The organism is Sphingobium fuliginis, from assembly GCF_004152845.1.
Classification (GTDB): Bacteria; Pseudomonadota; Alphaproteobacteria; order Sphingomonadales; family Sphingomonadaceae; genus Sphingobium; species Sphingobium fuliginis.
This window is the reverse complement of record NZ_SEON01000007.1, coordinates 46712-60673: the sequence shown is the minus strand read 5'-3', so window position 1 is coordinate 60673 and position 13962 is coordinate 46712. Positions and strand designations below refer to the sequence as shown.

General features: G+C 68.2%; 9 protein-coding genes. 5 read left to right on the top strand and 4 right to left on the bottom strand.

The features are described from left to right. The first annotated feature begins 42 nt into the window (after positions 1-42). A complete protein-coding gene (gene putA, locus EWH10_RS16330) occupies positions 43-3645 on the top strand; it encodes a trifunctional transcriptional regulator/proline dehydrogenase/L-glutamate gamma-semialdehyde dehydrogenase (protein ID WP_065847771.1) in 3603 nt (1200 codons plus the stop codon). Positions 3646-3681: 36 nt separating this feature from the next. On the opposite strand, the gene EWH10_RS16325 is transcribed toward putA, so the two are convergent. Then, on the bottom strand, positions 3682-4383 hold the full coding sequence (locus EWH10_RS16325) for an arylesterase (protein ID WP_065847769.1): 702 nt from the start codon (positions 4381-4383) through the stop codon (positions 3682-3684). On the opposite strand from EWH10_RS16325, the gene EWH10_RS16320 reads away from it, so the two are divergent. From EWH10_RS16320 to EWH10_RS16300, 4 genes are all read left to right on the top strand, one after another. After that, positions 4382-5101, top strand: coding sequence for an ABC transporter ATP-binding protein (locus tag EWH10_RS16320; protein ID WP_130030076.1), 720 nt, complete (start codon positions 4382-4384; stop codon positions 5099-5101). The two genes, EWH10_RS16325 and EWH10_RS16320, sit on opposite strands and share 2 nt — an antisense overlap. Next, positions 5098-7626: an ABC transporter permease gene (locus EWH10_RS16315; RefSeq protein WP_130030075.1), complete on the top strand. Its 2529-nt coding sequence runs from the start codon at positions 5098-5100 to the stop codon at positions 7624-7626. Before EWH10_RS16320 ends, EWH10_RS16315 begins: the two co-directional genes overlap by 4 nt. Before the next feature lie 397 nt (positions 7627-8023). Beyond that, on the top strand, positions 8024-8239 hold the full coding sequence (locus EWH10_RS16305) for a 3-keto-5-aminohexanoate cleavage protein (RefSeq protein ID WP_025548736.1): 216 nt from the start codon (positions 8024-8026) through the stop codon (positions 8237-8239). A 152-nt stretch (positions 8240-8391) separates the two neighbouring features. Next, entirely contained in the window at positions 8392-9429 is a 1038-nt protein-coding gene (locus EWH10_RS16300; protein WP_025548735.1) for a zinc-dependent alcohol dehydrogenase family protein, read from the top strand. 289 nt (positions 9430-9718) lie between these two features. Here the strand turns inward: EWH10_RS16300 and EWH10_RS16295 are convergent, their stop codons facing one another. The 3 genes from EWH10_RS16295 to EWH10_RS16285 are packed head-to-tail and all read right to left on the bottom strand — an operon-like array spanning position 9719 to position 13913. Then, on the bottom strand, positions 9719-11437 hold the full coding sequence (locus tag EWH10_RS16295) for an ATP-binding protein (RefSeq protein ID WP_044660950.1): 1719 nt from the start codon (positions 11435-11437) through the stop codon (positions 9719-9721). Next, complete coding sequence (locus tag EWH10_RS16290; RefSeq protein WP_044660949.1) at positions 11434-12015, bottom strand: TOL_0243 family YfiR-like periplasmic protein; 582 nt, start codon at positions 12013-12015, stop codon at positions 11434-11436. The genes EWH10_RS16295 and EWH10_RS16290 overlap by 4 nt, the downstream gene beginning before the upstream one ends. Beyond that, positions 12003-13913 (bottom strand): TOL_0244 family TonB-dependent receptor, encoded by a 1911-nt coding sequence (locus tag EWH10_RS16285; RefSeq protein ID WP_065846323.1) that lies wholly within the window; start codon positions 13911-13913, stop codon positions 12003-12005. The genes EWH10_RS16290 and EWH10_RS16285 overlap by 13 nt, the downstream gene beginning before the upstream one ends. Positions 13914-13962: the final 49 nt, after the last annotated feature.

The following is a 13962-nucleotide window of genomic DNA, read 5'->3' as shown; positions in this document are numbered from 1 at the left end:
ATAAGTCGGATTGCATGCCATGATTTCCCTATCATGGCGCACATGACGAACCCGCCCCCCTTCACCGATTTCGCCCCCGCCATCCGGCCGCAATCGCCGCTCCGCCGGGCCATTACGGCCGCCTATCGCCGCGATGAAGCAGAGTGCATGGCGCCCCTGCTGGAAGCCGCCGCGCTGCCCGACGCCATGCGGCAGGGGGTGCGTGACATGGCGCGCAGGCTGGTGACGACGCTACGCGCCAACGGCAAGGGCAGCGGGGTCGAGGCGCTGGTGCAGGAATATTCGCTCTCCAGCCAGGAGGGCGTGGCGCTGATGTGCCTGGCTGAGGCGTTGCTGCGCATTCCCGACGATGCGACCCGCGACGCGCTGATCCGCGACAAGATCGCTGACGGCGACTGGGGCGGGCATCTGGGCGGCGGCAAGTCGCTGTTCGTCAATGCGGCGACCTGGGGGCTGGTGGTGACGGGCAAGCTGGTCGGCAGCGTGGACGACCGGGGTTTGGGCGCGGCGCTGACCCGGCTGGTGGCGCGGCTGGGCGAGCCGGTGATCCGGCGCGGCGTGGACCTCGCCATGCGGATGATGGGCGAGCAGTTCGTGACCGGCGAGACCATCGGGGAAGCGCTGAAGCGGGCGCGGACGGAGGAGGCAAAGGGTTTCCAGTACAGCTATGACATGCTGGGGGAGGCGGCGGCGACGGCGGCGGACGCGGCCCGCTATCTGGAGGATTACCGGCAGGCGATCCACGCCATCGGGCGGGCGTCGGATGGGCGCGGCGTCTATGCCGGGCCGGGCATCTCGATCAAGCTGTCGGCGCTGCATCCGCGCTATTCCCGCGCCCAGGCGGAGCGGGTCATGGGGGAATTGCTGCCCCGGGTGAAGGAGCTGGCGCTGCTCGCCAAAAGCTATGACATCGGCCTCAATATCGACGCGGAGGAGGCGGATCGGCTGGAATTGTCGCTCGATCTGCTGGAGAGTCTGGCGCTGGACCCGGAGCTTGCGGGGTGGAACGGGCTGGGCTTCGTGGTGCAGGCCTATGGCAAGCGCTGTCCCTTCGTCATCGACTGGATCGTCGATCTGGCCCAGCGCGCCGGGCGGCGGATCATGGTGCGGCTGGTCAAGGGCGCCTATTGGGACGCGGAGATCAAGCGGGCGCAGGTCGATGGGATGGCCGACTTCCCGGTCTATACGCGGAAGGTGCATACGGACGTCGCCTATATCGCCTGCGCGAAGAAGCTGCTGGCGGCGCGTGACCGGGTGTTCCCGCAATTCGCGACGCATAATGCGCAGACTCTGGCTACGGTCCATCATCTGGCGGAGCCGGGTTTCACGCTGGGCGACTATGAGTTTCAGTGCCTGCACGGCATGGGCGAGCCGCTCTATGAGCAGGTGGTGGGGACGGGGAATCTGGACCGTCCCTGCCGCATCTATGCGCCGGTCGGCACGCATGAGACGCTGCTCGCCTATCTGGTGCGGCGGCTGCTGGAAAATGGCGCGAACAGTTCCTTCGTGCACCGTATTGCCGATCCGGCGGTGCCGGTGGAGGAGATGATCGCGGACCCGGTCGAGCAGGTGCTGGCGATGCCGCATCCGGGCGCGCGGCATGCGGAGATCGCGCTGCCATCCGAACTGTATCCGGACCGGCGCAATTCGGACGGGATCGACCTTAGCGACGAGAATGCGCTGGCGATGCTGGCGCAGACGCTGGCGGAAAGCGCGCAAATCAATTGGACGGCGGCGCCGCAGGGCGAGGAAGGCACGGCGCGGCTGGTGCTGAACCCCGCCAATCGGCGCGATGTCGTGGGGACGGTGTTCGAGGCGTCGGCGGACCATGCGCGGGCGGCGGTCCTGCGCGCGGAGGGAAGCGGCTGGGCGCTGGTGCCGGTAGCGGAGCGCGCCGCGATGCTGGAGCGGGCCGCCGACGCGATGCAGGCGCGCATGCCGATCCTGTTGGGGCTGATCGTGCGGGAAGCGGGCAAGTCGCTGCCCAACGCCATAGCCGAAGTGCGGGAGGCGATCGATTTCCTGCGCTATTATGCGGCGCAGGCGCGGGCGGCTTTCGGCGCGGCGCAGACCGCCCTGGGGCCGGTCGTGTGCATTTCGCCCTGGAATTTCCCGCTGGCGATCTTCACCGGGCAGGTCGCGGCGGCGCTGGTCGCGGGCAATGCGGTGCTGGCCAAGCCCGCTGAGGAGACCCCGCTGATCGCGGCGGAGGCGGTGCGGCTGCTGCATGAGGCTGGGGCGCCGGGCGATGCGTTGCAGCTTGTGCCCGGCGCTGGGGAGATCGGTGCGGCGCTGGTGGCGGCGCCGCAGACCGCCGGGGTGCTGTTCACCGGATCGACCGAGGTGGCGCGGCTGATCCAGCGGCAATTGGCCGCCCGCCTCTCTGCTTCGGGCAGGCCCATTCCGCTGATCGCGGAGACGGGCGGGCAGAATGCGATGATCGTCGACAGCTCCGCGCTGGCGGAGCAGGTGGTGGCGGATGTCATCGCATCCGCCTTCGACAGCGCGGGGCAGCGCTGTTCGGCGCTGCGCATCCTCTGCCTGCAGGAGGATGTGGCGGACCGGACGCTGGCGATGCTGAAGGGGGCGCTCAGGGAATTGCAGATCGGGCGGACCGACCGGCTGGCGGTCGACATCGGGCCGGTCATCACGGACGAGGCGAAGGAAGGGATAGAACGGCATATAGAGGCGATGCGGGCGCTGGGCTGCGCGGTGGAGCAGCAGCCGCTGCCGCAGGAAACCGCGCATGGCAGCTTCGTGCCGCCGACGATCATCGAGATCGACGACATCGCGCAATTGCGGCGCGAGGTGTTCGGGCCGGTGCTGCACGTCATCCGTTTCCCTCGCACCGAGTTGAACGCGCTGGTCGATGCGATCAACGCGACCGGCTATGGCCTGACCTTCGGTTTGCATACGCGGCTGGACGATACCGTCGCGCAGGTGACGGGGCGGGTGAAGGCGGGCAATCTCTATGTGAACCGCAATGTGATCGGCGCCATCGTGGGCGTACAGCCCTTTGGCGGGCGGGGCCTGTCGGGCACCGGGCCGAAGGCGGGCGGGCCGCTTTATCTGGGGCGGCTGGTGGCGGTGCCGCCGGTCTTTGCGGAGCGGGCCGGTTCGCTCCGGTCGCCGCTCAGCGATTTTGCCGACTGGCTGGCGGCGAAGGGCGAGGCGGAGGCTTCGGCCATGGCGCGGCGCTGTGGCGATGCCTCGGCGCTGGGCGTTGAGATGACCCTGCCCGGGCCGGTGGGGGAGCGCAACCTCTATGCGCTGCATCCGCGAGGACTGATCGGGATGCGGCCCGCGACGCGGCAGGGGTTGTTGCAGCAGATGGCGGCGGTACTGGCGACGGGCAATCGCGGGGTGCTGTGGGACATGGAACTGCCGCTGGGGTTGCCCGCGCATATTGCGGCGCATTTCACATCGCAGGCGGATGGGCTGCTTGGGGCGGTGCTGGTCGAGGGCGATGCCGCGCAGATCGGTGCGGTGGTTCGGGACGTGGCAGTCATGCCGGGGCCGGTCGTCAGCGTCCATGCGGCGGGGGCGGATGGGGGGTACCCGCTCGATTGGCTGCTGGAGGAGGTGTCGACCTCCATCAACACGACCGCTGCGGGGGGCAATGCCAGCCTGATGATGATCGGGTAAGAGGCTAAAGCGCGCCTTCGCAGGAGCAGGTCACGCTCAGCTTTTCTTCAGCAAGCCCGTCACGACCGGCGCGATCTTGCCGACGATGATGTTCACTCCGGCCGGATTGGGATGGATGGAATCGGCCTGCATCAGCCTGGGATTCCCGATCACCCCGTCGAGGAAGAAGGGGTAGAGCGGCAGGCCGTAATCCTTCGCCAGCCGGGGATAGATGGCGTCGAACTTCGCGCCATAATCCTTGCCCATATTGGGCGCGGCCATCATGCCGGTGAGCAGCACGGGGATCTGCCGCTGCCTGAGCTGGTCCAATATGGCGCGCAGGTTCTTCTCGCTGTCCTCCGGCGGGAGGCCGCGCAGCATGTCGTTGCCGCCCAGGTCGAGCAGCAGCAGGTCGGGCTTGCGCGGCAGGCCGTCGAGCGTGAAGGCGAGACGCTGCATGCCGCCCAGAGAGGTTTCGCCCGAAACCCCGGCATTGCGGACCTGAACCGCCAGTCCCTTTGCCTTCAGCGCCTGTTCGAGGCGGAAGGGGAAGCTTTCATTCTGGGCCACGCCATAGCCGGCATAGAGGCTGTCCCCGAAGGCGAGGACCAGCTTGCCGTCGGCCATCGGGGCTGCGGCGTTCCGGACCTCGGCCGTCGGCGCGGCGCTATTGTTGGCGGCGGGTTCGCCCGAACAGGCGGTGAGCAATTGCACAATCGCCATGGCGCCCACATATATCGACCATCTTCCCGCCTTCATGGGGTTCCTTTCGCTGATGCACGGCTCGTCCTCCCTTGCCCATATTGCGATTGAAGCGCGCAATGTCACCCTTTCGCTTGGCACGCGCGAGGCGCCGACGCTGATTTTGAAGGGCGTCGACCTCTCCATCCCAAAGGGCGAGAGTCTGGCGATCCTCGGGCCGTCGGGATCGGGCAAGTCGTCATTGATGGCGATATTGTCGGGACTGGAGCGCGCCAGCGGCGGGGAGGTTCGGGTTGCCGGGATCGATTATGGGCCGCTGGACGAGGATGCGCTGGCGCGGGCGAGGCGCGGGCGCGTGGGCATCGTGTTGCAGAGCTTCCACCTGCTGCCGACCATGACGGCGGTGGAGAATGTCGCCGTGCCGCTGGAACTGGCGGGCTTCGGGGATGCCTTCGCGCGCGCGGCGAGCGAGCTGGAGGCGGTGGGACTTGGGCACCGGCTGCACCATTATCCGGCCCAGCTTTCGGGCGGCGAGCAGCAGCGCGTGGCCATCGCCCGCGCCGTCGCGCCGGGGCCGGACATCATCTTCGCGGACGAGCCGACGGGCAATCTGGACGGCGCGACCAGCGGGGCGATCGTCGAACTGCTGTTCGCCCGGCGGGAAGCGAATGGCGCGACATTGGTGATCATCACCCATGACCCCGGACTGGCGGAGCGGTGCGACCGAGTCGTGGAGATGCGGGATGGGCTGATTGTCGCGGACCGGAGGCTGTGACGGGGCCCGAAACTGCGCTGGGCTGGCGCGGCTGCTGGCGGATCGCCCAACGCGACCTGCATCGCGGCTTCCGGGGTTTGCGGCTGCTGTTCATCTGCCTGTTCCTGGGCGTGGCGACGCTGGCGACCATCGGCGGGCTGACCGCCGCGATCACCGGCGAGATTGCGAGCAAGGGGCAGGTGTTGCTGGGCGGCGACGTCGAGGTGGCGATGTCCCAGCGCGAGGCCAGCGCGGCGGAGAAGGCGGCCTTCCGGCGCGAGGGCGTGCTGAGCGAGACGATCAGACTGCGGGCCATGGCGCAGCGGGTGGGGGAGGGCGCCGGACCCTCCGCCGTGCTGACCGAACTCAAGGGCGTGGACGGGGCCTACCCGCTTTATGGCGCGCTGGCGCTGAAAGGCGGGCGGGCCGGGCCTATGCGCGCCGACGAGCTGGTCATCGGACAGGCGCTGGCGGACCGGCTGGACGTGAAGCCGGGCGATGGCCTGCGCTATGGCGCGGCGACCTTCCGCATCCGCGACATCATCGCGGAGGAGCCGGACCGGGTGGGGGAGGGCTTCACCCTGGGGCCGGTCGCGCTCACCTCCATAGAGGGCATCAGGCGCAGCGGCCTGATCCAGCCGGGCAGCCTGTATGAGAGCAAATATCGCATCCGCCTGGACGCAGGCAGGGATGCCGGGGCTGAGAGCGAGCGGCTGAAGCGCGCCTTCCCCTCTGCCGGTTTCGAGATCAAGGACCGCGACGGCGCGGCGCCGGGGACCAGCCGTTTCCTGGAGCGGATGGGGCAATTCCTGTCGCTGATCGGCCTCGCGGCGCTCGCCATAGCGGGGATCGGGGTCAGCAACGGGGTAGCCTCCTATCTGGCGATCAAGCGCAATGGCATTGCGACGCTGAAGATATTGGGCGCTTCCTCCGCCGACATCGCCCGCATCTATCTGATGCAGATCGGCGCGGTGGCCGTGCTGGCCATCGGCTGCGGGCTGGCGGCGGGGGTCGTGCTGCCGCTGGGTCTGGTGACGGCGATGCGGGACATATTGCCGGTGCAGCCCGGTTTCGCCATCGCGCCCTGGCCGCTCGTCACCAGCGCGCTTTACGGACTGCTGATCGCCTTCATCTTCACCGTGCCGCCACTGGCGCGGGCACGGACCCTGCCCGCCGCTGCCCTGTTCCGCGAAACGGTCGACCGGCGGCGCGGGGTCGATCGGCTGAGCATGATCGCGGTGGGCGCGGCGGGGGCGGCCGCCGTGGCGCTGGCGCTGGGCTCGGCGCGGGAGCCCTGGTTCGCGGCGGCGATGCTGGGCGCGGTCGCGGCCATGCTGGCGCTGCTGACCGGCATCGGCCTATTGGTCCGGCGCGTCGCGCGTCGGCTGCCCGCGCCGCGTCGTCCGCTTGCCCGGCTGGCGGTCGCCAATCTCCATCGGCCCGGTGCGCAGACGTCGGCGCTGGTGGTGGCGCTGGGGCTGGGCCTGACGCTGTTCGTGACGCTGGCGGCGATCCAGTCGAGCCTCAGCGCCGAAATCCGCAACACCGTGCCCCGCACCGCGCCGGACCAGTTCGTGCTGGACATCCCCATCGCCGCCAGGGACAGGTTCCTTGCGCTGGTCGGCAGGGAGGCGCCGGGTGCCAAGGTCAATATGGTGCCGACCCTACGCGGGACGATCGTCGCCTATGGCGGGCAGCGGGTGGCGGACCTCAAGGAACTGCCCGAGGGCGCCTGGTTCCTGCGCGGTGAGCGGGGCGTCACCTATAGCGAGGCTCTGCCCGAGGGGTCGGAACTGGTCGAAGGGCAATGGTGGCCCCGCGACTATGCCGGGCCGCCGCTCGTCTCGCTCGACCGCGAGGCGGCGGAGGTGATGGGCGTCGGCATCGGCGACACGCTCACCGTGTCCGTGCTGGGGCGCGAGATCGAGGCGCGCATCGCCTCCCTGCGGCAGGTCAATTGGGAGACGATGGGTTTCAACTACATCATGGTCTTCTCCCCCAACACGCTGCGCAGCGCGCCGCACAGCCTGTCGGCGACGATCACGATGAAGGGCGCGTCGGAAGGGGCGATGACGCGCACGCTGCTGGCGGCCTTCCCCTCCGTCTCGATCATCGCCGTGGGCGAGGTGGTGGCGCAGGTCACGGTGCTGCTGGGGCAGATGTCCACGGCCATCGTGCTGGCGGGATCGGTCGCGATCCTGGCAGGGATCGCGGTGCTGATCGGGGCGATTGCGGCGTCGCGCCAGGCGCGGGCCTATGACAGTGTGATCCTGAAGACGCTGGGCGCGACCCGCTGGCAGATATTGGGCGCGCAGGGCATTGAATATGCGCTGCTGGCCGGTGTGCTGGCGCTGGTGGCGCTTGGCCTTGGCCTTGGCGCGGGCTGGTTCGTGATCGTGCGGATATTCGATTTCCACTGGGCGCCGGATTGGCTGCTCGTACTCTCGACCCTGGGCGCGGGGGCGGTGCTTACACTGGGGATCGGGCTGTTGGGGTCGATCCCGCTGATGTCGGTGCGGCCGGCCCGCGCCTTGCGGGCGTTGTAGGGAGCGGCCCTGTCGCGCAGGGAAGCGGCCGCTACTGCGCGAACAACCGTTTCGGCAGCACGACATGCACGCCCTTGTTGCGGTCGACGAGCCATCGCCCGCAACGCTGCCTCGCCCAGAAAGTCGATCATGTTGCGAAGCGCCTTGCGCGTGGCGTGGCTGTCCATATTACCACGATGGATGGCGGGCGGCGAGGAATCGACCCTGCCGCGTGCGGTCGGCCGCGCCACGCCCATGCTGCCGAAGAAGGGCGCTAACGGTATTTCGATGCCGAGGTTGAAAAGCCCCACCATCCGGTCGCGGTCCAGCGGCACGATCCGGATTCGGGAACAGGGGAAGTTGTCCGTCAGGAAGCGCCCGCCATAGCGGAAGATGTGATGGCGAGCGGGCGGCTCAATTGCCGTTCGTCACCATGGGGGCGCTGAACGGCGCCAATGTCCGGGTGGGGCTGGAGGATTCGCTGTTCGCAGGGAAGGGGAAATTGGCGACATCCAATGCGGAGCAGGTCGCGCTGATCCGGTCCATCCTCGAACTTCTGTCGCTGGAGGTCGCGACGGCGGAGGAGACCCGCGCCATCCTTGACCTCAAGGGCGCCGACAATGTCGCCTTCTAGGCACGGGCCGGCGGGCAAGAGGATGAGGCAAGGACCGCTTGCGCGTTCAGGCAGGCGCCGTCCGGGAATCTACGGATAGGAATGAAGGGCCGGTGAGAGGAACTTCCGGGGGATCGCCACTGAGGCGAACCATCTGGAAGGGATCGGCCATCGTGAAAGCCTTGATCTATGGAGGACCGGGCGAGAAGAGCCTGGGCGAAAGGGCCAAGCCGCAGATCGCGGAGGGCGGCGACGCGATCGTCCGCGTGACGCACACCACCATCTGCGGCACCGATCTTCATATCCTGAAGGGCGATGTGCCGGGTTGCGCGCCCGGCCGCATATTGGGGCATGAAGGCGTCGGGGTGATCGATTCCGTCGGGCCTGCCGTCACCAACTTCACGCCCGGCGACCATGTCCTCATTTCCTGCATCACTGCCTGCGGACGGTGCGACTATTGCCGGCGCGGCATCTATTCCCATTGCAGGACCGGCGGCTGGCTGCTGGGCAACGAGATCGACGGGACGCAGGCGGAATATGTCCGCATACCCCATGCCGACACCAGCCTCTATCCCATTCCGGCGGGGATGGACGAGGAAGCGCTGGTGATGCTGAGCGACATCCTGCCGACCGGCTTCGAATGCGGCGTGCTCAACGGCAAGGTCGCGCCCGGAAGCAGCGTCGCGATCGTGGGCGCGGGGCCGATCGGGCTGGCGGTGCTGCTGACCGCGCAATTCTATACTCCGGCGCAGATCATCATGATCGACATGGACGCCAACCGGCTGGCCGTGGCGCGGCGGTTCGGCGCCACACGCACCATCGACAGCCGGTCCGAAGACCCGGTGGAGATCGTCAGGGGCCTGACGGACGGACAGGGCGTCGACGCAGCCATAGAGGCCGTCGGCGTCCCTGCCACATTCGAGCTTTGCCAGGACCTTGTCGCGCCGGGCGGGGTGATCGCCAATATCGGCGTGCATGGCAGGAAGGCAGACCTGCATCTCGAACGGCTCTGGTCGCACAATATCACGGTGACGACCCGGCTGGTGGACACGGTGACCACGCCGATGCTGCTGAAGACGGTGGCTGCGGAGAAGATCGACGCCGGGCAGCTCGTCACCCACCGCTTTTCGCTGGACGCCATATTGGACGCCTATGACGTTTTCGGGCGGGCGGCGAAGACCCAGGCCTTGAAGGTCCTGATCACGCCCTGAGCCGGTCGAAGGCGGCAACCGGCTTTCCGCCTGAAGGGATGCGGCGATAAAGATCCGGCGCGCGCGATCTTGCGTCCGGTTCACCGCGGCGCGCTCCAGAATGGCGGCGCGAAGCGGGTTTTCGATGAGGGAGAAACAAGATGTCGATGGTGGATCGGGTCAGGCAATCGCTGGATGTCGTCTTTCTGGCGACGCTGTCGTTCGGACTGGTGATCGCGATTTGCGCGATCATCCTGGCCAAGCTGCCGGGCTGAGGGGGGTGAGGGCGCGGCTTGTGGCGGGACGGCGGTCACGCCTTGCTGTGGTCCAGCGCCGCCATCAGGTGGACCGACAGGTCCTGGATCGTGAACGGCTTGGCCAGCAGCGGCACGCCCTCCTTCGCGGCGGAGGCCGCCGCGGCGCTGTAGCCCGTCATCAGCATCGTGCCCAGATGCGGCCAGTGCTTCCTGATCCGCAGCGCCAGCTCCATGCCGCCGACCTCGCCCGGCATGATCATGTCGGAAAGGATCAGGGAGAAATCGTCCGCTCGCTCCAGCCGGCGCAGCGCCGCGTCGCCATTGTCGACCCGCTCCATCTCATAGCCCAGCGTCGTCAGCATGCCGCCCACCGTGTCGGCCACCGTGTCGTCATCCTCCACCAGCAGGATGCGCTGCCTGCCGGAGGCGCCGACGGGTTCGGCCGGCCTGTCGCTTTCCCGGGGCGCGAGCAGGGATCGCGGCAGCAGCAGGGTGATGGTCGTCCCCCTACCGACGATGCTGTCGACCAGCACCTCCCCGCCCGACGCCCGCGCGAAGCCGTAGACCTGGCTGAGGCCAAGCCCCGTGCCCTGACCGACCGCCTTGGTCGTGTAGAAGGGTTCGAAGATCTTGTTGACCAGTTCCGGCGCGATGCCGGCGCCGCTGTCCGTCACCGCGATCTGCACCCGGTCGGGCAGGTCGCCATGGACCGGGCGGTTCGCGCCTTCGATGACGATGGTGCCGCCCTTCTGCATGGCGTCCCGGGCGTTGAGGGCGATGTTGAGGATCGCCACCTCCAGTTCCGACGCATCCACCTCCACCGGCCAGAGGTCCGCGGGAAGGTGCATGGTCACCCCTATGCTTTCGCCCAGCGATCGTTCGAGCAGCGCATCCATGCCCCTGATCCGCTCCCGCAGGTCGACGACCTCCGGGTTGAGCGGGGTGCGGCGGGAGAAGGCGAGCAGTTGCCGCGTCAGTTTCGCGCCCCGGTCCAGCGCCTGGCGTATCCCGGCGCGCAGCTTCTCCAGCCTGGCCGCGTCCTGGGTGCGTTCCATGAGGTCGAGACCGCCGGAAGCGACCATCAGCAGATTGTTGAAATCATGCGCGACGCCGCCGGTCAACTGGCCCATCGCCTCCATCTTCTGCGACTGGCGCAGCGCCTCTTCGGCCTGCTGGCGGCTGGCGATTTCCGCCTGGAGAGCCTGGTGCGCGCGGCGCAGCGAGGAATAGGAGGCGGCGAGCATCACGATCAGCACCGCCGCCGCGATGACGATGACGGCGATGCCCAGATAGCGGGTCAGGCGGCGCGACAGGCTGTCCATGGTGGATTGGAGATAGACGGAGCCGAGCCGCGTGCCGCCCTGCTTCACCGGGACGGTGACGGCGAGCGCGGCGGGCGGCGCGTCCCGGCTGGCCTCCTCCGCCCGCTTGGGCAGCCGGGCGGGAGGGCGCGCGAAGCCGGCGGCGAAGGCGCCCTTGCCGTCATAGGCGGCGACCGCGACGATCTGGGGATCGGCCTTCAGCGCGTTCAGATATTCCTGGAGCGCGACATCGTCCTCGAACGCCAGCGGGGCGGCGATCCCATTGGCCAGAACCTGCGCCTGGACGGTCGTCTGCCGCAGCTTTTCGACGCGGCCGAGCTGTTCGAGCTGGATGGCGGCGGCCAGCCCCGCGGCCAGCAGCAGGAAGGCGATCAGGACGGCGGAAAGGGGCGTCGCCATCTGTCCGACGACTTTGCCCAGGCTGAGCCGGCTTGGGGTCGCTTGCTTCATTTCCGGTTCACCGCGATGGCAAGGCCCAGCAATTTGGAACTGATCTTGAGGCCGTTGGCCCGGGCCGCGCCGTCATCGATCTGGAACCGCACCCGGCCGCTCTGCCGCACGAATTCGATCATCGCGCCGCTGGGCCCCGCGCTCTTGTCCGCGACCGTCAGCACCGGCTGCCCCTCTGTCGTCGCGAAGGGCGCATAGCCGGGATCGGTCGAGTGTCCGGCGAACAGGATGTGGCAGCCGGTCGGGCCCGCTTCGCCGCCAGCACGCCGCACCACCACCGGCCGGCCGACCATCTTCTGGCCTCGCACCACCTCGTTGAGCAGGGTGCCGAACGGGTCCTCTCCGACGACGCAGATGACGAAATTCCTTTCCGTCCCGGAAAATGCCGCCGGGGGCCATTCCACGAAGGGCGCGAACTTGAACAGGAAATTCGCCTGGATCGCGCGTTCCAGCGTCGTCGGCGAATTGGCCGGCACCGGCGCCGGAACGACGATCGCGGCCGCCGCGAGACAGGACAGGGCGGCCCATCGCCGGCGTCGTGCCCGCCTGCCGCGCGGTGAAGGGTTCAGATCGTCCATTTGAGCGCCACGAACACGCTGCGGCGGAGCGGCGTCGCCTGCGAAGCGGGAAGCTCACGGTGGCGGCGGTGCAGCAGGTTGAAGCCCGATACCGACAGTTCGGCGCGCTCATCGAATTGCCAGCCCAGTCTTGCCCCCAGCTCCACATAGCCCGGCACATGGGGGTCGGGCAGGGCGGACACATAGCGCAGGTCGAAATCGACATTGACCTCCGGCCCGATGTCCATGGAAGAGCGCAGCGTCGCGCGGTGTTTGGGATCGTTGCCGACCTGCGACACGCCGAGCAGGGGCACCGAGTCCGGCTTGAAGCGGAACTTCTGGATCAGCAGGCTGTAGCCGGGCTTGAGCCGCCACCAGCTTGCCAGACGGATGTCGGCCCAGGCGTCGAAGCCATAGCTGTCGCCCTTTATCCCATTGCCCCAGCGCAGCGGCAGCAGCCCCTCCGGCGCCGGCTCCACCGTCCGCAGGTCGTCATAGACATTGTAGAAGGCCGAGACCGAAAGCGACGCGCGGGGCGAGAGCATCAGCCGCGTGCCCAGTTCGAAGGCGGTCAGCTTTTCGGAGCGGAAGCTTGGAAGGGCGGTCAGGAAGACGGTGCCTTCGATGGATTCGACCACATCCTCGTCGAAGGGGGTGGGGGAACGCACCGCGCGGGAGACCGCGCCCCAGACCAGGGTTCCGGGGTCGGGCTTCCAGGACAGGCGAACGCTGGGGAGGAAGGTCAGGTCCATGTAGCTGCGCTGCTCCAGCTTGGCCCCGACCGTGCCCGTGATGGACGGCGTCAGGGCGATGCTGTCCTGCGCGAACAGATTGCCGACGAAAAGGTTTCGCCGCTCGGGCACGAAGTCCAGGCCGGGAATGTCGCGGATCACATAGCGGCCGAGGCGCGCCCCGCCGCCCCAGACGATGCTGTGGTTGCGCCCCAGGGTGAAGCTGTGCTGCCCCTCCACATCGAAGGTGTCGAGCGCGAAGCGGCCGCCGTCATCCTCGATCTTGCGGGCGGTGTGGTCGTAATAGGCCTGGAGCTGGAGCGTCGCGCCGGACGCCGCGCCATGGCGCCAGCGGGCAAGCAGGTCGTAGCCGTGCAGGCTCTCGTCGGACGCGGTCCCCCGCGAGCGGGAGCCGTAATAGCCGTCCCCCTGCACCATCAGCGCGTCGGCGGGGGTCGCGTTCCAGTCGAAGCGGAAGCCGCCCTGGGTCCGGCGGTTGCCGTCGTCCGCGTTCGACGCGCTTTCGAAATTCTCATGGCGCTTCACGAACAGGCGATAGCTGGCGTTGCCGCCGGCATGGCCGCCATAGCGCAGCCCCAGATCATAGGTGCTGTTGCCGACCACGCCGGTGCCGTACAGGCCCTGTGTCGCCCCTGCGTCGCGGGTGATGATGTTGATCACGCCATTGACGGCGTTCGATCCCCAGAGCGTGGCGCCGGGGCCGGAGATCACCTCTATGCGGTCGACATCCTCCGGCAATATGTCCTGCATGTCCCAATAGACGCCGGAATAAAGCGGCGAATAGACGCTGCGCCCGTCGATCAGCACGAGCAGCTTGTTGGAGAAATTCTGAGCGGCGTCGTTGCCGCCAAGCCCGCGGGCGGCGACGACCGTATCGTTGGGGCCGCCGCGCATGACCTGCAGATTGGGGGCGAGCCGGAGAATGCCGGGCAGCGTCAGCGTGCCTGAACGGACGATGTCGTCATGGGTGATGACATAGATGGATGCCGGGGAGTCGGCCAGCGAAGCCGCCGACCGGGTGACGGACGTGACGTCCAGCTTCGACAGCGCGGCGATCGGCATGTCGCGCAGTTCTTCGATGCTCTGCGCCTGGGCGGCCGTACCGTATAGGGACAGAAGGCCCACGGCCACTCCGCCGAACGCCGCGCCGCCAAAAGCCCATGCCATTTTCGTTCATCCCCCTGCGCTGCCCATTGCGCTTGCCCCCGGCGCGAGG

Coding starts and splice junctions, on each gene's coding strand:
- EWH10_RS16285 (WP_065846323.1), bottom strand. CDS start 13,913: ATGGCATGGGCTTTTGGCGGCGCGGCGTTCGGCGGAGTGGCCGTGGGC.
- putA (WP_065847771.1), top strand. CDS start 43: ATGACGAACCCGCCCCCCTTCACCGATTTCGCCCCCGCCATCCGGCCG.
- EWH10_RS16290 (WP_044660949.1), bottom strand. CDS start 12,015: ATGGACGATCTGAACCCTTCACCGCGCGGCAGGCGGGCACGACGCCGG.
- EWH10_RS16320 (WP_130030076.1), top strand. CDS start 4,382: ATGGGGTTCCTTTCGCTGATGCACGGCTCGTCCTCCCTTGCCCATATT.
- EWH10_RS16325 (WP_065847769.1), bottom strand. CDS start 4,383: ATGAAGGCGGGAAGATGGTCGATATATGTGGGCGCCATGGCGATTGTG.
- EWH10_RS16295 (WP_044660950.1), bottom strand. CDS start 11,437: ATGAAGCAAGCGACCCCAAGCCGGCTCAGCCTGGGCAAAGTCGTCGGA.